This window comes from Kribbella sp. ALI-6-A, from assembly GCF_001984195.1.
Classification (GTDB): Bacteria; Actinomycetota; Actinomycetes; order Propionibacteriales; family Kribbellaceae; genus Kribbella.
Genome location: NZ_MTQN01000009.1, coordinates 1,106,562 through 1,129,727 on the forward strand (window position 1 = coordinate 1,106,562; position 23,166 = coordinate 1,129,727).

The 23,166-nt window shown below is 68.6% G+C and carries 18 protein-coding genes; 9 read left to right on the top strand and 9 right to left on the bottom strand.

All coding sequences use genetic code 11. The annotated features are described in order from the left end of the window. Window positions 1-57: 57 nt before the first annotated feature. Genes BWI15_RS14075 through BWI15_RS14085 form a run of 3 tightly spaced genes read right to left on the bottom strand, consistent with a single transcriptional unit; the run spans window position 58 to window position 4,936 of the window. The gene (locus BWI15_RS14075; protein ID WP_077014739.1) at window positions 58-2,001 is read right to left on the bottom strand and encodes an alpha-amylase family protein; all 1,944 of its coding nucleotides are present in this window, start codon (window positions 1,999-2,001) and stop codon (window positions 58-60) included. Then, window positions 1,998-2,843: a 2-hydroxy-3-oxopropionate reductase gene (locus tag BWI15_RS14080; protein ID WP_077014740.1), complete on the bottom strand. Its 846-nt coding sequence runs from the start codon at window positions 2,841-2,843 to the stop codon at window positions 1,998-2,000. The genes BWI15_RS14075 and BWI15_RS14080 overlap by 4 nt, the downstream gene beginning before the upstream one ends. Next, window positions 2,843-4,936: an alpha-amylase family protein gene (locus BWI15_RS14085; RefSeq protein ID WP_077014741.1), complete on the bottom strand. Its 2,094-nt coding sequence runs from the start codon at window positions 4,934-4,936 to the stop codon at window positions 2,843-2,845. Before BWI15_RS14085 ends, BWI15_RS14080 begins: the two co-directional genes overlap by 1 nt. An 83-nt stretch (window positions 4,937-5,019) precedes the next feature. Here BWI15_RS14085 and BWI15_RS14090 point away from each other — a divergent pair, with 83 nt between their 5' ends. After that, complete coding sequence (locus tag BWI15_RS14090; protein WP_077014742.1) at window positions 5,020-5,829, top strand: hydroxypyruvate isomerase family protein; 810 nt, start codon at window positions 5,020-5,022, stop codon at window positions 5,827-5,829. A 123-nt stretch (window positions 5,830-5,952) separates the two neighbouring features. Then, window positions 5,953-6,348 carry a DUF805 domain-containing protein gene (locus BWI15_RS14095; protein WP_269087168.1) on the top strand — a complete coding sequence of 132 codons (396 nt, stop codon included), beginning with the start codon at window positions 5,953-5,955 and terminating at the stop codon, window positions 6,346-6,348. A 55-nt stretch (window positions 6,349-6,403) separates the two neighbouring features. Here the strand turns inward: BWI15_RS14095 and BWI15_RS14100 are convergent, their stop codons facing one another. Continuing rightward, window positions 6,404-7,384: a helix-turn-helix transcriptional regulator gene (locus tag BWI15_RS14100; RefSeq protein ID WP_077014744.1), complete on the bottom strand. Its 981-nt coding sequence runs from the start codon at window positions 7,382-7,384 to the stop codon at window positions 6,404-6,406. A 203-nt stretch (window positions 7,385-7,587) separates the two neighbouring features. On the opposite strand from BWI15_RS14100, the gene BWI15_RS14105 reads away from it, so the two are divergent. Then, a complete protein-coding gene (locus BWI15_RS14105) occupies window positions 7,588-11,016 on the top strand; it encodes a S8 family serine peptidase (protein WP_077014745.1) in 3,429 nt (1,142 codons plus the stop codon). Between the two features lie 117 nt (window positions 11,017-11,133). Then, window positions 11,134-12,189 carry an alpha/beta hydrolase family protein gene (locus BWI15_RS14110; protein ID WP_077014746.1) on the top strand — a complete coding sequence of 352 codons (1,056 nt, stop codon included), beginning with the start codon at window positions 11,134-11,136 and terminating at the stop codon, window positions 12,187-12,189. 69 nt (window positions 12,190-12,258) lie between these two features. On the opposite strand, the gene BWI15_RS14115 is transcribed toward BWI15_RS14110, so the two are convergent. Continuing rightward, complete coding sequence (locus tag BWI15_RS14115; RefSeq protein ID WP_077014747.1) at window positions 12,259-12,924, bottom strand: DUF4386 family protein; 666 nt, start codon at window positions 12,922-12,924, stop codon at window positions 12,259-12,261. Continuing rightward, window positions 12,921-13,274: a hypothetical protein gene (locus BWI15_RS14120; protein ID WP_077014911.1), complete on the bottom strand. Its 354-nt coding sequence runs from the start codon at window positions 13,272-13,274 to the stop codon at window positions 12,921-12,923. The genes BWI15_RS14115 and BWI15_RS14120 overlap by 4 nt, the downstream gene beginning before the upstream one ends. 159 nt (window positions 13,275-13,433) lie before the next feature. Here BWI15_RS14120 and BWI15_RS14125 point away from each other — a divergent pair, with 159 nt between their 5' ends. The 3 genes from BWI15_RS14125 to BWI15_RS14135 all read left to right on the top strand — a co-directional run bounded on the left by BWI15_RS14125 (window position 13,434) and on the right by BWI15_RS14135 (window position 18,150). Next, on the top strand, window positions 13,434-15,632 hold the full coding sequence (locus tag BWI15_RS14125; RefSeq protein ID WP_083750735.1) for a sensor histidine kinase: 2,199 nt from the start codon (window positions 13,434-13,436) through the stop codon (window positions 15,630-15,632). Further along, window positions 15,625-16,281, top strand: a complete 657-nt coding sequence (locus BWI15_RS14130) for a response regulator transcription factor (RefSeq protein ID WP_077014748.1) — start codon at window positions 15,625-15,627, stop codon at window positions 16,279-16,281. The genes BWI15_RS14125 and BWI15_RS14130 overlap by 8 nt, the downstream gene beginning before the upstream one ends. A gap of 192 nt (window positions 16,282-16,473) precedes the next feature. Then, window positions 16,474-18,150 (top strand): DUF262 domain-containing protein, encoded by a 1,677-nt coding sequence (locus BWI15_RS14135; protein WP_077014749.1) that lies wholly within the window; start codon window positions 16,474-16,476, stop codon window positions 18,148-18,150. 18 nt (window positions 18,151-18,168) lie between these two features. On the opposite strand, the gene BWI15_RS14140 is transcribed toward BWI15_RS14135, so the two are convergent. Further along, on the bottom strand, window positions 18,169-19,140 hold the full coding sequence (locus tag BWI15_RS14140; protein WP_077014750.1) for a helix-turn-helix transcriptional regulator: 972 nt from the start codon (window positions 19,138-19,140) through the stop codon (window positions 18,169-18,171). Between the two features lie 59 nt (window positions 19,141-19,199). On the opposite strand from BWI15_RS14140, the gene BWI15_RS14145 reads away from it, so the two are divergent. Then, a complete protein-coding gene (locus BWI15_RS14145) occupies window positions 19,200-20,333 on the top strand; it encodes an epoxide hydrolase family protein (protein ID WP_077014751.1) in 1,134 nt (377 codons plus the stop codon). 113 nt (window positions 20,334-20,446) lie between these two features. On the opposite strand, the gene BWI15_RS14150 is transcribed toward BWI15_RS14145, so the two are convergent. Both BWI15_RS14150 and BWI15_RS14155 read right to left on the bottom strand, forming a co-directional pair. Continuing rightward, window positions 20,447-21,643, bottom strand: coding sequence for a restriction endonuclease (locus BWI15_RS14150; protein ID WP_077014752.1), 1,197 nt, complete (start codon window positions 21,641-21,643; stop codon window positions 20,447-20,449). A 70-nt stretch (window positions 21,644-21,713) separates the two neighbouring features. Further along, window positions 21,714-21,929 (bottom strand): hypothetical protein, encoded by a 216-nt coding sequence (locus BWI15_RS14155; RefSeq protein ID WP_077014753.1) that lies wholly within the window; start codon window positions 21,927-21,929, stop codon window positions 21,714-21,716. A gap of 144 nt (window positions 21,930-22,073) precedes the next feature. Between BWI15_RS14155 and BWI15_RS14160 the strand changes: the two genes are divergently transcribed. Then, window positions 22,074-23,066 carry an SDR family oxidoreductase gene (locus BWI15_RS14160; protein ID WP_077014754.1) on the top strand — a complete coding sequence of 331 codons (993 nt, stop codon included), beginning with the start codon at window positions 22,074-22,076 and terminating at the stop codon, window positions 23,064-23,066. Window positions 23,067-23,166: the final 100 nt, after the last annotated feature.

Below are 23,166 nucleotides of genomic sequence, written 5' to 3' on the forward strand. Positions count from 1 at the left end.
TTGTTTGGTTCCGATACATGACGGTCAAGAGGTCATGCATAGTTGTTTGACAATTTGTCAAAAGACAAGGGCTTCGAAGCGTTCGGTGACGGGCAGCTTCACCCGTCCGTCCACCACGGGAAGCCGTACGCCGGCCCGCAGCGCCTGGACCTCGGCGACGTCCGGATCAGGCAGTTCCAACCAGCTCGGTCCGATCGGCAACGGTTCGGCGAACCGCTGGTCGGCGTCCCCCGATCTGTTCAGCAGGTGGATCACGCGGCCTGCCGCTGACCGGCCCAGGACGATCTCCACCTGCTCGGGCAGTCCGGTCGCGACCTGCTGGGCGCCGGCCCAGAGCACCTCCGCGATCACCAGTTCTCGATGCGCGGTCAGCCCTACCTCGCGATAGCCCCGGCCGACGGTCCACGGCAGCATCACCGCCCGCCCCTGCCCGTACGGCGCCCGCAGCCGCCCCGGATGCTCCAGCTCCAGATGCCCGTGACACTTCTCCGGCGGCCCGTACGGCGCCCGCGAGAGCGCTCTCCATCCGATCTCGGCGGTCGGCGACGGTTCCACGACGTTGAAGCGCCCAACCACCGGCACCACGTCGCTGTCGCTGCCGTTGTCGCGCAGATGCAAGGACCGGACAGATTCCTCGGTGTCGTGGCTGGCCAATCGCCGTCGCGCCGGCAGGCACTGCAACTGGATCTTCTCGGCCACCACGCCACTGTTGCCCGTAGCAACCACTGCTCCGCCCGCCACGCAGTACCGGTCGAGCGCCGGCGCGATCTCCGGCGCGAGCGGTCCCAGATCGGGCAGCACGACGACGCCGTACCGGCCGAGGTCGATGGCGCCAAGGCGTTCCTCGGGCAGGACGTCGAACGGGACGTGCCGCTGCAGCAGCGCGAGATAGAGCCCTTGGAACTCCGCCGTCGCGCCCGACTTGAACTGGTCCGGCCGAACCAGCAGCGTCCCGGCCGCGGGCACGAGCTCGCGGTAGACGTCGTGGTGGTCGCGATGGAAGCGGGTCAACTCCCCCGCCACCGCGAGGCACTCGTACGGGTTGTCCCTCGGCGTCCCCATGATGTACGTCGACGGGTTGGCTCCGCGCGCGATCGCCTGCACCAGGTACTGCGCGAAGTGGTGCGGCTCCTCGCCGGCCATCCGGTACGGCATGTCGACGAAGGCCACGGAGTTGGTCAGCACCGGGACCTCTGGCCGGTAGGACTTCGCGGCGCTGACGTGCTCACTGGTCCGGTGGTGCCACAGTGGCCGGCCGACGGCGTTGTTCGCTTCGTGGAAGACGATGTCGGCACGATCGCCGAGCACGAGCGGGGCTTCGGGACGACGCTCGGCGAGATGGTCGCGGATCCGGCCGGTCAGGTCCGCGAGGACGTCCCGGGCGAACCGCTGCCAGGTCTCGTACCCCGGCGAATCCTTGCCCTCGGGCAGGGTCTCGCCCGGCGCGTACGCGGCGTACCGGCGCGTGCAGGCCAGGCAGTGGCAGACGCCGCGGTAGACCCGGCTGTAGTCGACCTCGTTGAACGACATCCAGTTGCAGAAGAAGCCGTCGACCGGGTAGCGGTCGAGCACCTCGTCGAGCACCTCGAACAGCTTCACCTGGTAGTAGTCGCCGCTCGGGCAGACGCTGGTCAGGCCGTTGTAGACCTGCGGATCACCGGCCGCGTCGACGAAGCACCAGTCCGGATGCTGCTCGGCGCGGCGGTGGTCGATCTTGGAGAAGTCCATCCGGCCCATCACCCGGATCCCGCGCCGCCCGGCCGCCTTCACCGCGTCGCCGACCAGATCGCCCGACGCGCGCTGCGCGAGGTAGGGATTGCGGGTCTGGAAGTCGAGGTCGGTCGGGTAGTTCGACAGGATGCCGCCGACGCTCAGCAGCCAGGTGTCCGCGCCGAACTCCACCAGGTAGTCCAGCACCTCCTCGACGTCCAGGCCCGCGTCGGTCTCGCGCAGGTTGGTCTGGAACATCCGGAACGGTTCCTGCCACCACAGGCCGCTCATGGCGACCGCCGGAGCGTCTTGTAGAGCGCCGAATGATCCAGATCCCCGTCGCCGTCGGCGATCGCGGCGTTCATCAGTTGCTGCGTCGCGGCGGTGTTCGGCAACGCGAGGTCGAGCTCGGCGGCGGCCTGGACGGCCAGCATCAGGTCCTTGCGATGCAGCCGGATCCGGAAGCCCGGGTCGAAGGTCTGGTTGACCATGCGCTCGCCGTGCAGCTCGAGGATCCGCGAGGACGCGAAGCCACCCATCAACGCCTTCCGGACGACGGCGGGATCGGCGCCGGCCCGCTCGGCGAACAACAGCGCCTCGGCGACCGCCTCGATGGTGAGCCCGACCACGATCTGGTTGGCCACCTTCGCGGTCTGCCCGGCGCCGGTCCCGCCGATCAGCGTGATGTTCTTGCCGAGCACCTCGAACAGAGGCTTGGCCCGCTCGAAGACGTCCGGCCGGCCGCCGACCATGATCGTCAGCGAAGCCTGCTGCGCGCCGACCTCGCCGCCGGAGACCGGCGCGTCCAGGTAGTCGCAGCCCAGCTTCTCGATCCGCGCGGCGAACGTCTTGGTCGCGGTCGGCGAGATCGAGCTCATGTCGATCACCAGCGTCCCGGGCTCGAGGCCCTCGGCAACACCGTCCGGTCCGAACAACGCGTTCTCGACGTCCGGGGTGTCGGGCAGCATCAGGATCACCACCTCGGACCGCTCCGCCGCGTCGGCGGCCGACTCGCAGTGGTGACCGGCGAGCCCTTCCCGCCCGCGGTAGAGCGCGAGCTCGTGGCCCGCGGCAACGAGGTTGGCGGCCATCGGCGTACCCATCACGCCGAGCCCGACGAAGCCGATCCGCATCACGACCTCCAGTCCAGGTGCACGATCTCCAGCACGCCGGCGGTCGGGATCGTCACCACGGCGCGACCGTTCTCGACCGTTGCCTCGACATCCACTCCGGCGACCAGCAGCCGCGCCTTCAGCCGATCGGTCGGTACGGCGACCGACACGGTCTGCGGCGGCAACGGCAGCGTCTCCCGGATCGGGCCACGCATCGCCATCGGGTTGGTCAGGTTGACCAGGGCAACGGCCACCTCGGCCTCGCCGCGCCGGACGGCGAGATCGACCAGCCCGGCGCCTTCCACGGTGACCTCGGGATCCTTGCCCAGGGCCCATGCCACCGCGTTCGCGACCAGCCGGCCGTGGTCGGCCTGGAGCGCCTCCCAGAAGATCGCGCCCAGGTTGAACGGGAAGTACACGGTCCGGCCGCCGCCGTCGTGCTCACGGCAGACCACCGCGGGCCGGTCCGGAGCCTCGCGCGGGTAGACCTCCTCCATCGGCAGATCGGGGAAGTCCGGGATGAACCGGAACGGCACCTGCGCGGCCGGGACGGCGTCGATGTCGATGATGTGCGTGCCGCCGATGATCCGCGTCGTCCCGTCGAATCCCTCGTTGAGCCGGTGCTCACCGGTCAGCGCGATGTAGTTGTTCTTCACCTGTCGCGCGGGCTGGACCAGGTGAACGCCGAGCACGTCGCCCAGACCGAAGTCGTCGCGCAGCTGCCCGCGATCGTCGTACAGGGAGGTCTGGTACGCCGCGACGAGCGAGCCGCCGGCCTCGACGTACGCCGTGAGCGCCGCGAGCTGGTCGTCGCCGAGCTGCTCGGCGTTCGCGAGCACGATCACCTTGAACGGGCTGAGGCGTTCGGCTGACAACTCCTGGTCGGAGACGAACTCGAACGGGACCCGGGCCTCGACCAGCGCCTGGTAGAAGCCGTCCTCGTGGCCGATGCCGTCCGGCGTCCGCAACTGACCCGCGCGGGTCGGGTCGAGCAAGGCGACCTCGGCGGTGATGCGCAGGGGCTCGAGCACCGGTTCGACCTCGGCGTGCAGGTTGAACGCCTCGACGATCGGCGGGACCCACCGGTGGTCCGGCACACTCGCGTTGAACTTGGTGAACCACGGCAACGCACCCTGCGCGAAGCCGTCGACGATCCAGGTCTTCGTCTCCTCCGCCGGGGCGACCGAGTCCTTCCAGCGGTACTGGTGGTGCTCGGGACCGACCGAGGTGATCAGCCGCACCGGGCGATCGGGGAAGACGCCGCGGTTGCGCTTGCCGTTGCGGCCGGCCGCCCAAGGCGCCTCGATGCCGGAGCGGCCCTGCTTGTCGATGAAGAAGATCGGGTAGTGCTTCTCGACCAGCTCGCGGTCCAGGTCGCGGGCGGCCAGCGCGCCGAGGTTCGGGATGAAGCGCGCGTGCGGCCGGATGTCGCGCACCGCCTGGTCCCAGATGCCGACCAGCCGGCTCAGTTGCCGACGGCGCCAGACGACGTACTCCTGCCAGTTCTCCTGGTGCTCCCCGGCCGGCAGCTCGAGGCCGGTCTCGTCGCGGAACGACTTGCGCGCCGCCTCGCTGTAGGAGATGCCGTAGTAGCCCTCCCAGCGGTTGGCGAAGATCGCGTCGACGTCGTACTCGCGGACGATCTCGCGGGCCACCTCGGTGATGAACTCGCGATGGTAACCGGTGAACGCGCAGGTCAGCCAGATGTTGGGGTGGGCCCAGTGCTCGAGCGCGTTGCCGTCGCTGTCGCGGGCCAGCCACTCCGGATGCGCCGCGGCCGCGTCGGCGTGGATCGCGTGCGGATCGACCCGGGCCATCACGCTCATGCCGAGCTTGCGGGCGCCGTCGACGAGAGTGCCGAACGGGTCGGTGTCGCCGAGGTACTTGCTGCGGTAGTGGTACTGCAGCTGGGTCGGGTAGTAGGCGATGTAGCCGCCGGCACTGATGCAGGTCGCGTTGGAGCGGCTGTCCCGCATCAGGTCGAGCCAGAAGTCCGCGTCGAAGTGCAGCGGGTCGTCCTCGGCCAGCGTGATCTGGGCCCAGCGGGTGGCCCGCTCCGGCCAGTCGGGACTCCGGTCGGCGCTCTGGATCGCTTGCTCTGGCTCGATGCGCATGCGGCGGTTCCTCCTGGAGTTGGCTTGGAAAGATTGTTAGACAAGATTGCATGAGTGGCAAGAGCTGGTGTTAGCCTTTTCGCATGAATTTCCGCGGCTTCGAGCTGAGCGCCAACGTGTCGATGCTCTTCACCGAGCTCCCCTACCTGGACCGGTACGCCGCGGCGGCGCGCACTGGCTTCCGGCTGGTCGAGTCGTGGTGGCCGTTCCCCGGACCGACCGCGTCGCCGGCCGAGATCGACCTGCTGGTGACGGCACTGAAGTCGGCCGGAGTCACCCTGAGCGCACTGAACTTCTACGGCGGCGACATCCCCGGCGGCGAACGCGGCGTCGCCTCGCACCCGGACCGCCAGGAAGAGCTCGCGGCGAACATCTCCACGATGGTGGAGATCGCCGAGCGGACCGGCTGCCGGCTGTTCAACCTGCTCTACGGTCAGCTCGACGACCGCTGGTCCGCGGCGGAGCAGGAGGCGTGCGCGGTCGAGGCGATCCGGTCCGCCGCGGCGGCAGTCGCACCGTTGGGTGGGACGGTCCTGATCGAGCCGTTGACCGAGGGGTTGAACGGCCGCTATCCGTTGCTGACGGCAAACGACGTACTGGCGCTGCTGGACGGTCCGCTGAAGGATGTGCCGAACCTGTCGCTGCTGTTCGACACGTTCCACCTCGGCAGCAACGGCGTCGACCTGGTCGCCACGGCGTCAGCCGTCGGCGCCGACCTCGCCCACGTCCAACTGGCCGACTCCCCCGGCCGCGGCGAACCGGGCTCGGGCGCGCTGCCGATCACGGAAGCCCTGGACGCGTTGAAGTCCGCCGGGTACGCCGGCGTGGTCGCCGCGGAGTACAAGCCCACGGTCGACACCGCCTCCAGCCTGGGCTGGCTCCCGCTCCGCTGACCGACCCTGGAGGCGAGCGTTTGCCTGTGCGTGCGTCGGGCTACTCGGAGCGTGACCACTTCATCGGCGAACACTTCCCGTTCCGCCTCGACCTGATCGCGGGAGCCCTTCATGCATTGGTACGTGGACGTCCTGAAGAAGTACGTGGTGTTCAGCGGCCGCGCCCGGCGCAAGGAGTTCTGGATCTTCACCCTGGTGAGCTTTGTCGTCTCCGCGGTGCTCTACTCCGTGGACCGGGCCATCGGCACCGACTACGACAACGGCAGTGGCCTGCTGTCCGGGATCTACTCCCTGGTGGTTCTGCTGCCCACATTGGCTGTGACCTGGCGGCGCCTGCACGACACCGACCGCCACGGCTGGTGGATCCTGATCGGCCTGATTCCGTTTATCGGCACCATCGCGCTGATCATCATCCTCGCCCTCGACGGCACGTCCGGCGACAACCGCTTCGGGCCCGATCCCAAGGCCGCCGACTCCGCCGGCGCCTACGGTACCCAGCCGGGTTACGGCACCGCCTGACGTATCGCGGGCAAGGGCGTGTCCCTCGTTCCACGCGGTCGGCCGAGGACACGCCCTAGATCCAGTCGCGGCGCGTTGCTTCCATTGCCAGCTGGAACCGGGTCTGCGCACCGACCCGCTGCGACAACCGCATCACATGCCGCTGGACCGTGCGCTCGCTCCACCCCAGTGCCCGGCTCGCCGCCTTGTCCGTCGCGCCCGAGGCCAGCAGCGTCAGCAGCTTGACCTCCTCCGCCGACAACGTCTCCCCCACCTCCTCCACGTCCAGCGCGCTCAACCGCACCGGCACGCTTCGCTCCCACGCCAGGTCGAACAGCGCGACGAGAGCGTCGAGCAGCGGCGAAGGATGGATCAGGTACGACGCCGTGACCGCATCGTCCCCTGTCCGCAGCAGCGGGATGATCGCCAGCTGGTCGTCGGAGATGCCCAGCTTCATCGGCAGGTCCGGCGCGATCCGGGCCTGTTCGCCGTGCTTGATCCCGCGCGTCACGTCCGCCAGCCAGCCGGGCAGCTCCAGCACCGACCGGTCGTAGATCACCCGGTACTTGACCCCGCGCCGGAGCAGGTCGAGCTCGACCGGGTTGGACTCGGTGTGCGCCTGCGGAGCGGCGTACGGCGGACGGTCGAAGCCGCGCATCTCGGTCCGGGTGTTGCGCTGCATCTCGACCCAGCGGTGGTTCACCTCGTCGCGGCCGGAGATCACCTCGACCAACTCACCCGGATGGTTGAAGCGCGAGCCCGCCCGGTACATCTCCATCAGCGTCCGGACGTGCCCGCGCACCTCGTGCAACTCGCTTTCCCGCTGCCGCAGGATCGACTCCAGCGCGCTGTCCGGCGAGCCGGCGACGTACCGGACCGGACGTCCGTCGGGCCGGGACGCCAGGCCCAGGTCGACCAGCAGCGCCAGCGACCGGCGTACGGCCGAAGCCGGGCTCCCCGTGTCGGCCACCAACTCGGGAACCGTCGCCCGCGAGCGCCGGACCAGCGCGTGGTAGACCTCCTCGTCCGCCGGACCCAGCCCGATCGTCTCCAGCACTGCTCCACCCCTTGTCGTAAACCCGTCACCTGACCGGAAGTCGTCGCCGGAACAGCTTGTCAGTGCATAGATGCGATGCCAATGTTCTTGAACCGGTCACTGTCCGCCCGGCCCCTGGTTCCGCCTGATTCCGGCCGTACCCCCGCACGGACCGCGCCTCGCGCGGCCCGCCGTCGGCGTGCGCGCCACCTCGAGGAGTCCCCATGTCGCTGTCCACCCGTCACCCCGCCCGGTGGTGGCTCGCCGCGTCCGCCGTGTTGCTGCTCGCCCCGTCCGTCGCCTCCGCCGCCCCACCCATGGGTACGTCGATGGCCGTGTCCGCCGGGACTGTCACGGCTGAGCGGGCGCGCGGCAAGATCGATCCGTCGCTGCTCGACACCGCCCGGACCCAGCGCTCGGCGAACGGGCGCGTCGAGGCCGCCGTCGTACTGACCTCGAACGCTCCAGCTGCGACCAGCCCTCAGCAGGTCACCGCGGAACTGGAGGCCCAGGCCGCCGAGACGCAGAGGCCGGTGCTCGACACCGTGCGCGCGCTCGGCGATGAGGTGGTGAGCACGTTCTGGCTGAAGAACATGGTGCTCGTCCGCGCCACCCCGCAGACCCTTCAGGCGCTGGCCACCAACGACCTCGTCGACCGGATCATCCCCAACTTCGAGCTGACCGCGCCCGACCAGAAGCCGGTCGCCACCACCGCGACCGACGACAGCACCTGGGGCCTGGCCAAGATCGGCGCCGACCGCGTGCAGACCGAGCGCGGCCTGACCGGTGAAGGCGTCCGGGTCGCGATCCTCGACACCGGGATCGACCCGAACCACCCCGACCTGGCCGGCAAGCTGGTCAGCACCGACCCGAACGACCCCGAGCACCCCGGCGGCTGGCTCGAGTTCGGAAGCGGCGGTGAGCCGATCCACTCCCAGCCGCACGACAGCAGCTACCACGGCACCCACGTCGCCGGAACGGTTGCCGGCGGCAATGCCTCCGGCACGCGGATCGGTGTTGCCCCCGGCGCCGAACTGATGGCCGGCCTGGTCATCCCGAACGGCACCGGCTCCCTGGCGCAGGTGATCGCCGGTATGGAGTGGGCGATCGCGCCGTACGACGCCGACGGCAAGTCGGCCGGTGAACCCGCCGATGTGGTGAGCATGTCACTGGGCGCCGAGGGCTTCGAGGACGAGATGATCGAGCCCGTCCGCAACATCTACCGCGCCGGCGTCTTCCCGGCCTTTGCGATCGGCAACGAGTGCCTGCCTGGCGGCTCCTCCAGCCCGGGCAACGTGTACGAGTCGGTCAGCGTCGGCGCCACCGACGCGAACGACGACGTCCCGGACTGGTCCTGCGGCGGTACCGTCCAGCGGACCGACTGGGTCGACGCGCCGAGCGAATGGCCCTCGTCGTTCGTCGTACCGGACATCTCCGCGCCGGGCGTCGACGTTTACTCGACCCTGCCCGACGGCTCGTACGGCGAGCTCAGCGGTACGTCGATGGCCACGCCGCACGTCTCCGGCACGGTCGCGCTGATGCTGCAGGCCCGCCCGGACCTCTCGGTCGACGAGGCCCTCGACATCCTCGCCGGGACGTCGGTGCACGACAGCCGGTACGGCGCCCTGCCGAACGACCGGTTCGGGCGCGGCCGGATCGACGCGTTCGCCGCGGTCACCGAGGCCGGGCTGAAGAGCGGGATCCGCGGTGTCGTCAAGGACGACAAGTCGGGCAAGGTCCTGACCGGCGTGACAGTCACGTTGCCGAGCGGTCGCGCGGTGAGCACGGATGCCGCCGGCACCTTCGAGTTGCGCGTTGCTCCGGGGACGTACAAGATCACGCTCTCCCGTTTCGGCTACCGGAGCACGACCGCGACCGCCACGGTCAAGGCCGATCGGCTCACCGAACTGCGGGTCGAGCTCGATCGCACCCGCTGGGGCACGATCACCGGCAAGGTCACCTACGGTCCGACCGGCAGCACGGTGCCGGGAGCAACGGTCGAGGTGCAGGACGTGCCCGACAAGCTGGTCGCGACGACCGGCCGGGACGGGCGGTACACGATCCGCGACGTACCGGAGGGCAAGTACCAGGTCGTCGCGAACGCACCCGGAATCTCCCGGACCGCGCCGGCTGCTGTCGCCGTACGGACGCAGGGGCGGCTCGACCTGGCATTGCCGAAGCCGTTCCCGACCGAACGGCCGTCGGTCTCGGCCGCCGGTGCCCAGGGCAACTCGGACATCTGGTGGCCGGAGCTGAACGCCGACGGCAGCCTGGTCGCGTACGCCACGGCGTCGTCCAACCTGGTTGCCAACGACACCAACAACGACCTCGACGTCTTCGTCACCGACCAGACGACCGGCGCCGTCGAGCGGGTCTCGGTCTCGTCATCCGGTGAGCAGGGCAACAGCTTCTCGCTCTCCCCCACGCTCAGCGCCGACGGCCGGTACGTCGGCTTCAACAGCGCGGCGTCGAACCTCGTCGCCGGTGACACCAACGGGCAGACCGACGCGTTCGTGCACGACCGGACCACCGGCACCACGACGCTCGTCTCGGTCACGCCATCAGGTGCTCCGGGCAACGGATTGTCCGGGCCGCCGTCGTTCACCGCGGACGGCCGGTACGTGACGTTCAACAGCGACGCCGACAACCTGGTCGCGAGCGACACCAACGGCCAGACTGACGTCTTCGTCCGCGACCTGCGGACCGGGACCACCGAGCGGATCTCCGTCGCCCCGGACGGATCCGGCGGCAACGGCGGCTCCCGCGAGCAGTCGATCAGCGCCGACGGCCGGTACGTCGCCTTCGTCAGCGACGCGAGCAACCTGACCGGCGACGACGTGGAGTTCCAGCGCGACCTGTTCGTTCGGGACCGGGTCGCCGGGACAACGCGACGCATCGCCGACCCGGACCTCGCCGGTGAGTACTCGTCGCCGCTGATCAGTGCCGACGGCACCAAGATGGTGTTCGAGAACCGCAGCGCGCCGTCGTGGGCGAACCACGTGCACGTCTTCGACCTGCGGACCGGCCAGGCCGAGCTCGCCTCGGTCGCGACGTCCGGGGCCGAGGGCAACGACTGGTCGTTCGCACCGTCGATCAGCGCGGACGGGACGAAGGTCGCCTTCTACAGCGACTCGACGAACCTCGTGGCCGGTGACACCAACGGCAAGCCGGACATCTTCGTTCGCGATCTGGCGGCGAAGACCACGACGTTCGTGTCGGGCGGACCGCTCGGTGTCCAGGGCGACGGACGCTCCGAGCTGCCGAACCTCAGCGGCAACGGCCGGTACGTCGCCTTCCAGAGCACCTCGACGAACCTGGTCGGCGGCGACACGAACCACCGTTCGGACATCTTCGTGCACGACCTGGCCCCTGGCCCGGAGGCCCGCTGGGCGCTGACGGACCTGTCGGTCACTCCGACGAAAGTCCGCCCGGGCCAGTGGGTGGTCGCGAGCGCTTGGCTGAAGAACGTCGGCGAGGCCGCCGGCACCTACACCTCCACGCTGAAGCTGGACGGCCAGGTCGTCGCGGAGCGGCTGGTTGCTCTGCGCAGCAACCGGGACACGCGGGTGATGTTCACCTTCCGTAGTCCCGCTGTCGGCACCTATCCCCTGACGCTGGGCCCGCTCTCGACCCAGCTGACCGTACGGCGCTGAATTCAAAGCGCTGACTGACCGCGGCCGGCCCGGCCCTGACCGGGCCGGCCGCTTCGTCGTACCGATCGTTGTCGGGATTTTCGACCGAGTTTCGCCCGTCGGCAGCAAACTGGAGCCATGAACCGGCGGATGACGTGGGCGGGGCTCGCCGCGCTCGGGATGACGGCTGCGGTCGCCTGCACCACAACTGACGACGCGGCACCCCCTGCGTCCACTCCCAGTACGGCGGTCAACTCCACGCCCGCCCCGTCATCCGTCCCTCCACCGTCCAGCCCAACGCCGACCCCCTCGCCGACACCGTCTGCTCCTGCGCCCGATCCGGTGTCGCTGCAGGCGCTGTCGGCGAAGAAGTATCCCGGCGGCACCTTGCGGCTGGGCCGGGTGCTCGCCCGCAACGCGGCGTACACGCGGTACTTCGTCACGTACCCGAGCGGGTCGCTGACGATCTCCGGCATCCTCAACGTGCCGTCGACCCCCGGGCCGCACCCCGCGCTGGTCCTCAACCACGGCCACATCGACCCGGCCATCTACACCAACGGCCGCGGCCTGATGCGCGAACAGGACTACCTCGCCCGCCGCGGGTACGTCGTCCTGCACACCGACTATCGCAACCACGCCCAGTCGTCGAAGGACCCCGGCAACGAGGTCAACGTCCGCCTCGGCTACACCGAGGACGCGATCAACGCCGTCCTCGCGCTGCGCACCTCCCAGTACGTCGACCCCAACCGCATCGGCATGCTCGGCCGCTCGATGGGCGGCGGCATCACCTACAACGTCCTGGTCGCCCAGCCCGGCCTGGTCAAGGCCGCCGTCGTCTTCGCCCCCGTCAGCTCCGACGCCGTCGACAACTTCAACCGCTGGACCCGCCCCAACACGACCGTCGCGAACGCCATCGTCCGCGCCCACGGCGCCCCGAACCGCAACCCGACGTTCTGGCGCAACATCTCCGCCGTCAACTTCTTCGACCGCGTCACCGAACCGGTCCTGATCCACCACGGCTCCGCGGACTCGACCTGCCCGATCGCGTGGTCCACCGAAACCCTCGCCGCGCTGAAGAAGGCCGGCAAGAACGCCACGATGTACACGTACCCGGGCGAGGAACACGCTTTCGGTCCCGCATGGCCGACGTCGATGGCCCGCACGGTGAGCTTCCTCAAGCAGCAGGGGCTCTAGGGCTTGACCGCCGTCCCTCCCCACGACCAAGGGAACGCGCACAACTGACTCGGCACCGGGTTCGGCTCTTCAGGGCACCCGTCGCACGATCGCCCATCCCACCGCGGCGAATCCGGCCGCCTGCAAGCCCCACCCGATCAGGTCGAGCGTGTGGTTCGGGACGACAACCGCCGCCACGATGTGGATCGGCTGCGACACGATCACCGCCACTGCGGCCCAGCGTGGGACCACCTGCGACCGCCACAGCGCGATCCCCAGCAGGATCGTTCCGATCACGTGACCGACCACGAAAAGCACCTCAGCGATCTCCGTTGTCGGATGCGCCGCGTCGTACAGCCTGGTCACCTCGCGCGCGGCGAAGCCTGCCTCCGGCCCGATCCACAGCAACTGATCGGCGGCGGCCAGCCACCCGAGCGCCAGATACCCCGGAACGAGCAGCACCATCGCCGCCGCGGTCAACTGTGGTGCCCGCGACCGCGTCATCCGGCCGACCGCGTACGCCGCAGGCACCAACGTCAGCACCGCGACGAACCCCAGCCACAGCACCAGCGACGCCCTGCCCGGCTCGGCGATCGCCTTGCTCACCATCGTCGAACTGTCGTCCACCGTGTCGTACGGCAGCACGTACCGCAGTACGGCGACTGCCGCCGGCCCGATCGGCAACAGCAACGCGGTACTCCACACCGCCCACCGCCGCGCCACGACCGGCCGCGCAACCCCAGCAACCGTCGTCATCGCGCACTCACCAACTCCTGCGCCGGCACCAGCAGCAACGCCGTCGCCAGGACGGTCAGCCCGACCACCACGCCGGCCGCCACGACCGCACCCACCGGGACGTCGTCCACGAAGAACGCCGGCAGCGCGGCGGCCGCCGACAGCACCCGTACGACGATCAGCGGCACGACCGCCCGCCGCCGCCCGCGCCACGCCAGGGCCACCAGGACCAGACTGACCAGCCCGAGCCCGGCGCCCAGCAGCGCGATTTCCATCGGCGGATGCTCTCCGTCGGTCAGCAGCGGACCGGCCAGGTCCCCCACCGACAGCACCGCGAGCAGCACCAGCCCCCACCGAAACCTTCCAGACATCACGTTCGCCCCCTTCGACGATTGCACTTGCCGATCAGCCTCCCGCCGGACCGGCCTTCGCGCCGGAGGCCGCGATCACCGGTGGACCGGGAGATCGCCCGGAAACCCAGGGAGCGCGATCCCGGGACTCCGGGACGTTTCCAGGCGCACACTGAGGCCATGACGAGGGCATGGCTGCCCGGCCGCCGGCGGCTGGCAGCGGGGTTGGGGACGTTGGCGGCGGTCGAAGTGGTCGCCGCGGTCGTGTTCACCATGCTCGCGGGCTGGTCCGTGCGGGACGCGTTCGACGCCTTTGTGGTGACCAACGCGTTGATGGGGTTCGCGTTCGGCACCTGCGGCGCGGTGATCGCCTGGCACCGGCCGGCCAACCCGATCGGCTGGTTGTTCCTCGCCGACGGGATCGGCCACGCCACGACCGCGGCCGGCGCTCCTCTGCTGCAGCTGCTGCGCGACTCCTCGGCGCCGATCGGGCTGCAGCGTGGCACGCTGACGGTGATCGAATGGGCCTGGCCGTGGTCGATCGGCTTGTTCCTTCCGCTCGCCCTCCTGTTGTTCCCCGATGGACACCTGCTCTCGCCGCGCTGGCGACCGGTCGCCTGGGCGATCGTGCTGACGTCACCGCTGTTCGCGCTGGAGATGGGCACGGGCGGCGAGGCGCCGTTCGAGGGTGGTCCGACGGGTTATCTGAAGCTGCCGTCGTACGAGGCCTTGCAGCCACTCTGGACGCTCACCGAGCTCCGCGGTCTGCTCGCCTTCCTGCTGGCGATCGTGTGCCTGGTGATCCGCTACCGCCGCGCCACCGAGACGGGCCGCCGGCAACTCCTGTGGTTGCTGCTGGCCGCGGTGATCGCGCTCTCGCTGATGATCCCGTGGTCCCTGGTGGCCGGTACGCCGGTGTTCGTGCTGCTCGCGATTCCTCTGGTTCCCGTTGCGGTCGCGGTGGCGATCGTCCGGCACCAACTGCTCGACATCCGGCTGGTCGTCTCCCGGGCCATCGCCTGGGGCCTGCTGTCCTTCGTTGCCATTGGCACCTACGTGGTGCTGGTCGCGATCACCGACTCGTTCGTCTCGTCGCGCTTCGGCCGCTCGGCGGCGCTGACCGTGGTCGTCGCGCTGCTGATCGCGCCGGTGCTTCCGCGGTTGCAACGGCTGGTCGATCGCGCCATGTACGGAGACCGCCGTGACCCCGCTCGGGTCGCCTCCCGGATCGGCGCCGAACTGTCCGCGAACCCCAGCGGCGGCCTGGACACCGTCGCCGCTGCGATCCGGACGGCGTTGCGCTTTCCGTACGTCGCACTCGAGACGCCTGATCTCCCGTCCTCGTCCATCCGCGCGACGCCTTCCGCACCCGATCGCGTCGTCTCGATGGACCTTTCCTACGGCGGCGCCTCGGTTGGCTCATTGCTCATCGGCCTTCGCCCCGGCGAGTCCGAACTCACCCTTGCCGACCGCAACGTACTCGCCCTCGTCGCTGTCCCGCTCGCCGTCGCCGTCCACGCGACCCGACTCTCCGCCGAACTGCAGACCTCCCGCGAGCAACTGGTCTCCGCCCGGGAAGAAGAACGCCGCCGCCTGCGCCGCGATCTCCACGACGGCCTCGGCCCGGCCCTCACCGGCGTCGCCTTCACCGCCGACGCCGCCGCGAACCTGGTCACCGCCGACCCGGCCCGCGCCTCGGAACTCCTGCGCAGTCTGCGTACCGACACCCGCACAGCGATTGCCGACGTACGCCGCCTGGTCGACGACCTCCGACCGCCCGCACTGGACGAGGTCGGACTGATCGGCGCCCTCCGCCAGCGCGCCGATCAGCTGTCCTGGCGAGCGGACGGCGCCCCGATCCGCGTCCGGGTCGAGGCCGACGAACTGCCCGCGCTGCCCGCCGCGCTGGAAGTCGCGGCGTACCGGATCGCGACGGAAGCGCTCACCAACGTCGTACGGCACTCGCGCGCGACCACCGCCGTTCTCACCCTTCGCTGCGGATCCGGCCTGGAACTCGAGGTCCTGGACGACGGCCCGCCCCAAGGCCCGTGGGTTCCTGGCGTCGGCCTGCAAGCCATGTGCGACCGCGCGACCGAACTCGGCGGCCGCGTCGAGGCCGGGCCGACGCCGTCGGGCGGTCGCGTCGCAGCTTGGCTCCCACTGAACCTGTACGGCGACGCGTCGTCGGTGGAGATGATCGAGCAGCACCGGGGCGGTCTGGTCGAGCCGCCAGCGAACGAGCCGGCGGGAAGCCTCGCGGCGGAGCGTGCTGAGCGTGCGGGGCGTGCCGAGCCCGCGGGGCGTGCGGAGCGCGCGGGGCGTGCCGAGCGTCCGGCTCGCGACGACTTCACCAGCCGCTCGGCGGCACCAGATGAGTGAGTCCCCGATCCGCGTCGTCCTCGCCGACGACCACCCCGTCGTCCGCGCCGGTCTCGCCGCGCTGCTTACCTCACTCCCAGGCATCGAGGTGGTCGGCGTCGCCGCGACCGGTCGCGAGGCGATCCGCGAGGTGCTCACCCACCGCCCCGACGTCGCCGTGCTCGACCTGCAGATGCCCGACCTGGACGGCTTCGCCGCAACCCGCGACCTGGCGCGCTCAGCTCCGGACGTCGCCGTTCTGGTGCTCACCATGTTCGAGGACGACGACTCGGTGTTCGCCGCGATGCGCGCGGGCGCCCGCGGCTACCTGGTCAAGGGCGCCGAGCAGGACGAGATCGCCCGCGCGATCCACGCCGTCGCGGCCGGCGAGGCGATCTTCGGACCCGGGGTCGCCCGGCGCGTCCTCGCGCTGTTCACGGCGCCGCCGGCCACCGAGGTCCCCTTCCCCGAACTCACCGCCCGCGAGCACGAGATTCTCGACCTCCTCGCCGCCGGCCTGTCCAACTCCGCGATCGCGACCCGACTGTCCCTGGCCGCGAAGACCGTCGCCAACAACGTCTCCTCGATCTTCACCAAACTGCACGTCGCCGACCGCCCGAGCGCGATCGTGCGCGCCCGCGACGCCGGCCTGGGCCGCGAGCAACCGTGAGCGGGCGGTCGTGACCTGCGAGAAACTCTTCGAGCCACCCAGGCACACGGCTTCGCGATTGACTAGCCGATCGCGCCATGCATCTGGAAGCGAAGGAATTTCCTCGAGCCAGATCTAGAGAGAGCACTCGGTGCTGTGCAAGACTCCCTGCTTCGACATGCCTGTCCAATAACAAGGGGGGACACAGGCACGATGAAGCAACTCGAGGCTTCCGAAGTACCTCTTCACAAGATCTTCTCCAGCGATTACGACTTCTCCATCCCGAACTATCAGCGCCCGTACTCCTGGGGCACGGATGAAACTATGCAACTGCTGGACGACCTATGGCATGCGCTTGACCAGAATGCCGACGAGCCATACTTCCTGGGGTCGATTGTCCTGGTCAAAGAGCACGGCCGACCAGCAGCATCCGTCATCGACGGACAGCAGCGGCTCACGACGCTGACGATTCTGCTCGCAGTGCTCCGTGACCTCTGCGAAGACGACGGGTGGGCGCGCGAGCTGCAGCACAAGATCGTCGAACCAGGTCAGCTGCTGATGCAACTGGAAGCCAAACCTCGACTCAGTCTGCGCCCGAGGGACAGACACTTCTTCAGTCAGCACATCCAGGCCGAGCACAGTGTTCACTCGCTCGTGACCCTCACGGACAACGAACTGACAACCGATGCACAGAAGAACATCCGTGACAATGCCAAGGCGCTCGTGGACGAACTCGCCAACTGGCTTCCTGAACGACGTGCCGCTCTCGCGACGCTCCTGAGTGCTCGAACCTTCTTGGTGGTCGTCCACACGCCCGACTTGGACAGCGCGCACCGGATCTTCAGCGTGATGAACTCCCGTGGACTGGATCTCACTCCGGCTGACATCTTCAAGTCGAAAGTCATCGGCGAGATCACCGAAGGTGCGCAGGACGAGTACACCGAGCGGTGGAATGACGCCGAACAGAAACTCGGACGCGAAGCCTTTGCCGATCTGTTCCTGCACATTCGTCTCATCATGAGCAAGCGGCGTTCGGAGCAGAACCTCCTGCGAGAGTTTCCCGAGCAGGTGCTCAGCCAGTATCTTCCGGATCGCGCCAAGGAATTCATCGACGACGTGATCTCGCCGTATGCCGACGCATACGAAGCCATGGCGAGCAACAGCTATCGGTCCGATCACGGTGAGGCTCAGATCAACTCCTGGTTCAAGCGCTTGGCCCAGCTCGACACCAGTGACTGGCGAGCACCAGCGCTTTGGGCACTTCGCCAGCACGGACACGATCCTGAGTGGATGGACAGCTTCCTGCATCGACTCGAGCGTCTGGCTGCGAGCATGTTCATCCGGCGCGTGTACGTGACTCCTCGCCTCGGGCGGTACATCGAGCTACTTCGTCAGCTCGACAATGGGGATGGGCTGGAAGCGAAGGCCTTCGATCTCACTGATGAGGAGATCGACGAAACACGTCGCCAGCTTTCCGGTGACCTGTACCTTGTGACGAAGATCCGGAAGTACGTGTTGCTCCGCCTGGACGAAGCCTTGGCCGAGCACTCCGGCGTGGTCTACGACTTTCCGATCATCACGGTCGAACACGTTCTCCCGCAGGCGCCGGCCAACAGCAGCACCTGGCGAACCACCTTCAACACGGCCGAAAGGGCTCAGTGGACTCACAAGTTGGCCAACCTGGTTCTGCTGAACCGCAGCAAGAACTCGCAAGCTCAGAATTACGACTTCGACAAGAAGAAGAGTAAGTACTTCCAGAGTCATCGAGGAGTGGTGACCTTCGCACTCACGTCGCAGGTACTCGGCCAGCCGGTTTGGAACCCGCAGGTGCTCGAGCGACGTCAGGATGAGTTGCTCGGCGTCCTGTACCGGGAGTGGAGCCTGGCATAGATCGTTGCCGCGACTCCCTCAGCGCGGGCGGATCGCTCGCAGGTAGCGTTCGCCGATCATCTCCAGATGCTCCACCAACGCCGCCGGCGCCGTCACCTCGAAGTCGATGCCGAGCATTCCGATGTACACGGCAACCACCTCGAGCGACTCCGCGCCGGTCACCAGCACGCAGGTGTTCTCGTCGATCGACTCGACGATGCCGACGGCCGCGTGGATCCGGGACAGCACCTCCTCGGCCGAGGCGAACACAGTGATCCTGGCGTGCACCTTCCACCCCGTGGTCGCGACGTCGCGCAGCACGAAGTCCGTGTAGTCGTCGTCCGGCATCGGCCGCGGCTGGTAGCGCCGTCCCGTTGCCATCCGCAACGTCATCCAGTCCACCCGATAGGTGCGCCAGGCCCCCTTCTCGTCGCGCGCGACCAAGTACCAGTAGCGCTGCCAGCTCACCAACCGATAGGGCTCGACCAAGATCGGAAAGCCCGGCTCCGCCTCCGGTACGGCGTACTCGAAGCGCAGGTAGTGCTCGTCGCGGATCGCCGCGGCGATCGTCGTCACGATGGCCGGATCCACCTCGGGATCCTGCACGTTGGAACCGGTGTTGTCCGGGCCTTTCGACAGCGTCGTGTGGATCGCGTTGACCTGGCGCCGGAGTCGGTGCGGCAGGACCTGCTCGAGCTTCGCGAGAGCGCGCCCGCTGCTCTCCTCCATCCCGGCGACGCCCGCGCCGGTGCGCAGACCGACGGCGACCGCGACCGCCTCCTCGTCGTCCAGCAGGAGCGGCGGCATCTTCGCCCCGACGCCGAGCTGATAGTGCCCGGCCGGCCCGCGGGTCGCGTCGATCGGGTAGCCGAGCTCGCGCAGCCGGTCGACGTCGTTCCGGATCGTCCTCGTACTGACCTCGAGCCTGCTCGCGAGCTCGGCCCCGGTCCAGGCCGGTCTGGTCTGCAGCAGCGACAACAAGGACAGCAATCTCGACGAGGTCTCACGCATCTGAAAATCATCGCACAAATAGGAATCCAGCGTTCCTATACGGCTTCTACGGTAGAGCCATGAACAACAACGAGAGCATCCGGCCCTTCACCGTCACGATCGACCAGGCCGACCTGGACGACCTGCAGACCCGCCTGGCCCGTACCCGGCTGCCCGAGCCGGCCCCCGGCGACGACTGGGACCTCGGCACCCCGAACCACTACCTGCGCGAGATGGTCGACCACTGGCAGAACGGGTTCGACTGGCGGGCGCAGGAGGCCCGGATGAACGAGTTCCCGCAGTACCTGACCGAGATCGACGACCAGACCGTGCACTTCCTGCACGTCCCGTCGGCGGTCGAGGGCGCGACGCCGCTGCTGCTGATCCACACCTACCCCGGCTCGTTCGTCGACTTCCTCGACATGATCGGCCCGCTCACCGACCCGGTCGCCCACGGCGGCTCGGAGGCCGACGCGTTCTCGGTCGTCGTACCGTCGATCCCCGGCTTCGGCTTCAGTACGCCGCTCGCCGACCGCGGCTGGACGATGGCCCGCGTCGCCCGCACTTTCGACAAGCTGATGCGCCGCCTCGGCTACGACTCGTACGGCGCCCACGGCAGCGACGCCGGCGCGATGATCTCCCGCGAACTCGGCCTGCTGAACCCTCCCGGCTTCCTCGGCCTGCACGTCCTCCAGCTCTTCTCGTTCCCTTCGGGCGACCCGGCCGAGTTCGAGAAGTTCACCGGTGAGGACTACGCCGCGCTCGAGCACCTGAAGTGGTTCCAGTCGGTCGGCGGCTACAACGCGATCAACTCCACCCGCCCGCAGACCGTTGCCGTCGGCATCTCCGACTCGCCGGTCGGCCAGCTCGCCTGGAACGAACTGTTCAACAACTTCGGCAACGGCACCAGCCTGGTCAGCCGCGACCAGATCCTCACCGAGGTCTCGCTCTACTGGTTCACCAACACCTCGGCCGCCGCCGGCCGCTACCACTACGAAGAAGCCAACGCCGGCACCGAACCCGCCGTCAACCACGCCCCCACCGGCGTCGCGGTCTTCGCCGACGACTTCAAGACCATCCGCCCGCTCGCCGAGCGCGACAACTCGAACATCGTCCACTGGAGCAACTTCGAGTCCGGCGGCCACTTCGCCTCGCTCGAGCGCCCGGAGGACGTGACCGCCGATCTGCGCAAGTTCTTCAGCAACCTGCGCTGATTCCTGATCCACTCCCTACCCGCGGGGCGTCTCTCCGGAGACGCCCCGCCAGGCTGCGTACGTCGTACTGATGTTCAAGCGCCGACCGCACTCTCTGAGGTCGGCTTGAGCAGTCACGGCTTCACGCTGGTCGCCCGGGCATCGAGCCACTGGCGAACGCTCGCAGCGTCGGTGTATCCGTGGGCCTTCAAGGCATCGACGATGTCCTGACCGCAGATCAACGCGATCGGGTGGCCGTCCGCACGCACCTCCGAGTACGCCTGCGCGGCGAAGTACGACGTGGTGACGAACACGCCGAACTCACGATGCCGGATGCGCGAGATCAGCCGGGCGACGTCCCGAACCCCGACCGAGGTCTCGGGGCTGTAGCACTTGGCTTCGAGAGCGAAGTCGATGGTGATCGGATCGGACGGCGGCCCGAGCACATACTCACCCACCGCGTCCCGCCCGCCGTCACGGCTCGGACGGGTGACATCGCACCGCCCAGTCGCGGGCGCCATGAGACGCCACAGGTCGACGGCCACCGGCTCGAAGTCATGTTCACGATCGCGGAAACGGTCACGGATCTCGGCGAGAATCGCCCGCCCTGCTGGGTCCTCGGGGAGCTGGCGAGCCTTCGGTCTGACTGTTGTCGTCGCGGGGGCTTCCAAGGGCAGGTAGACCCGACCGTTGACCCAGGCTCTCCACGCTGTTGGGCAATGCTCGCTTTCGTAGGCTTTGCCCGCTAGCACGTCGGAGATCCAGGCCCGCGAGATGTGACCGACGTCCAGAACGGTGAACCGTGCGCGGTAGTTCTGGAACCGCTGACCGCCGGTGGATCGCCAGATGGCCACCAGGTCGTCATCACTCGTCAGCGATTCGGCACCCGGAACCAGCAGCCCGTTGAAGGCAACGCTCCGGCCAGGCAGCGCTTTGTGGAACAGCAGAAAGGGTGGAACCTTCCGGCGATCGACGGCGGTCCCATGGCTCCACGCGAAGACGTCCCGTAGCACCACGTTCCCGCGGCGCCGCGTCTGGTGGATCTCGAGCCCTGGTTGCCGGTTGTCACCGAAGTACGTGAAGACGCCAGTGTGGGTGTCGAGAACGTCGGGCCAGTCCACCTCTGTCCCGGACGTGTAGAGCGCAACCAGGCGAACTGTTCCCGACGCCGGAGAGCCGCTGTACCTGAACCCGCCCTGATTGCCGACCGGCAGGAGCCGGGCCAACGCGTCGTCTGCCGTAGAGCCGAACGTGCCGCCGGCGTAGACGCCATCGACGATGAGATCCGCTGACCCCAGAGACTCGAAGGGGACGATGGGACCGGCGCTCACGACCGCAGACTATCCCGGGCCCGGTTCGGCGGGCGTACGTACGGCCACTCACCCCGGGCCCGCGGCCGAGCTACTGCGGACCAAGCCCCCACAACCGCTCGTCGGGCAGCGGCCGCGATGTCAGGCCGTCGCCGTTCAACGGTTCGTTCGTCACCCGAAGCCCGGCGAAGCGCCGTGCCATCGCCTGGGCATAGCGCTCTGCGAGCAAGGTTTCGGCGCAGTAGTCCGCGATCACGTGCTCGCCGAACCAGACTCGCACCCTGCTGCGCCGCACTGTGTTGTCCACGGCTCCTCCTCACACCATTTGCCCCATATCAGCAGCCGCGGTCGCCGCGCAGGAGACCTCGACGCTGTCGGAAACCGGCACGGCAGGAACCAGACGTCGTCCACGTCACGCGTTGGACCGACTGGATGTGGGAACCGGGCGGCCATGAGCGTCGTGGTGATCACAGGAGCGAGTGCCGGAATCGGGCGTGCGTGTGCCCGTTTGTTCGCTGAGCGTGGGTACGACGTGGGCTTGATCGCCCGCGGCGGCGAGGGCTTGTCCGCCGCCGAGGCCGAGGTGGAGCTCGCCGGCGCGCGGGCGTTCGCCGTACAGGCCGATGTCAGCGACGACAAGGCCGTCGACGCAGCCGCGGAGCGGATCGAAGAGGAGCTCGGTCCGATCGACGTCTGGGTCAACGACGCGATGGCGACCGTGTTCGGGCCGTTCCTCGAGCTGCAGCCCGACGAATTCCGCCGCGTCACCGAGGTCACCTATCTCGGCTTCGTCAACGGCACCCGCGCCGCGCTGCAGCGCATGGTCCCACGCGACCGCGGCGTGATCGTCCAGATCGGGTCGGCCCTGGCGTTCCGCGGAATCCCGCTGCAGTCGGCGTACTGCGGAGCCAAACACGCGATCCAGGGCTTCACCGACTCGATCCGCTGCGAACTCCTGCACGACGAGAGCAACGTCCGGATCACCGAGGTCCAGATGCCCGCCGTGAACACCCCACAGTTCCGCATCCAGCGCTCGAAACTCGACCACAAGGCCCAGCCCGTCCCGCCGATCTTCCAGCCCGAACTCGCCGCCGAAGCCATCTGGCACGCCGCACACCACCGCCGCCGTCAGATCTGGGTCGGCTTCCCGACCGTCTACACCATCGTCGGCGAACGCCTCGCCGCGCCATTGCTCGACGCCTTTTTGGGCAAGACCGGCTTCAAGAGCCAGCAGGTCGACGAGCCGGAGACTCATGATCGGCCGGACAATTTGTACGACCCGGTTCCTGGCGATCATGGCTCTCATGGCGCTTTCGACGACAAGGCCAAGTCCGCGAGCCGGCAGTTGGCCTTCACGTTGTCACCGCCTGTCGCCCGCATCGCGGAGACCGTCGACGCTTTGGCCAACCGAGCCGGTCGTCTGCTGGCCAAAGTCGCGGGCTGATCCGGCGGCCGGAGTTCCCGCTCTCCTAGCGGTGGACAGATGCCGGGGCGAGGAGGTCTAGGAAGTGGCCAGAGACGCCATGGGACATGCTGAGCGGCGA

Excerpts from the sequence above, each read along its gene's own strand:
- BWI15_RS14135 (WP_077014749.1), top strand. The coding sequence starts at position 16,474 with ATGAAGCAACTCGAGGCTTCCGAAGTACCTCTTCACAAGATCTTCTCC.
- BWI15_RS14125 (WP_083750735.1), top strand. The coding sequence starts at position 13,434 with ATGACGAGGGCATGGCTGCCCGGCCGCCGGCGGCTGGCAGCGGGGTTG.
- BWI15_RS14105 (WP_077014745.1), top strand. The coding sequence starts at position 7,588 with ATGTCGCTGTCCACCCGTCACCCCGCCCGGTGGTGGCTCGCCGCGTCC.
- BWI15_RS14115 (WP_077014747.1), bottom strand. The coding sequence starts at position 12,924 with ATGACGACGGTTGCTGGGGTTGCGCGGCCGGTCGTGGCGCGGCGGTGG.
- BWI15_RS14160 (WP_077014754.1), top strand. The coding sequence starts at position 22,074 with ATGAGCGTCGTGGTGATCACAGGAGCGAGTGCCGGAATCGGGCGTGCG.
- BWI15_RS14130 (WP_077014748.1), top strand. The coding sequence starts at position 15,625 with ATGAGTGAGTCCCCGATCCGCGTCGTCCTCGCCGACGACCACCCCGTC.
- BWI15_RS14145 (WP_077014751.1), top strand. The coding sequence starts at position 19,200 with ATGAACAACAACGAGAGCATCCGGCCCTTCACCGTCACGATCGACCAG.
- BWI15_RS14085 (WP_077014741.1), bottom strand. The coding sequence starts at position 4,936 with ATGCGCATCGAGCCAGAGCAAGCGATCCAGAGCGCCGACCGGAGTCCC.
- BWI15_RS14110 (WP_077014746.1), top strand. The coding sequence starts at position 11,134 with ATGAACCGGCGGATGACGTGGGCGGGGCTCGCCGCGCTCGGGATGACG.
- BWI15_RS14090 (WP_077014742.1), top strand. The coding sequence starts at position 5,020 with ATGAATTTCCGCGGCTTCGAGCTGAGCGCCAACGTGTCGATGCTCTTC.
- BWI15_RS14140 (WP_077014750.1), bottom strand. The coding sequence starts at position 19,140 with ATGCGTGAGACCTCGTCGAGATTGCTGTCCTTGTTGTCGCTGCTGCAG.
- BWI15_RS14120 (WP_077014911.1), bottom strand. The coding sequence starts at position 13,274 with ATGTCTGGAAGGTTTCGGTGGGGGCTGGTGCTGCTCGCGGTGCTGTCG.
- BWI15_RS14080 (WP_077014740.1), bottom strand. The coding sequence starts at position 2,843 with ATGCGGATCGGCTTCGTCGGGCTCGGCGTGATGGGTACGCCGATGGCC.
- BWI15_RS14075 (WP_077014739.1), bottom strand. The coding sequence starts at position 2,001 with ATGAGCGGCCTGTGGTGGCAGGAACCGTTCCGGATGTTCCAGACCAAC.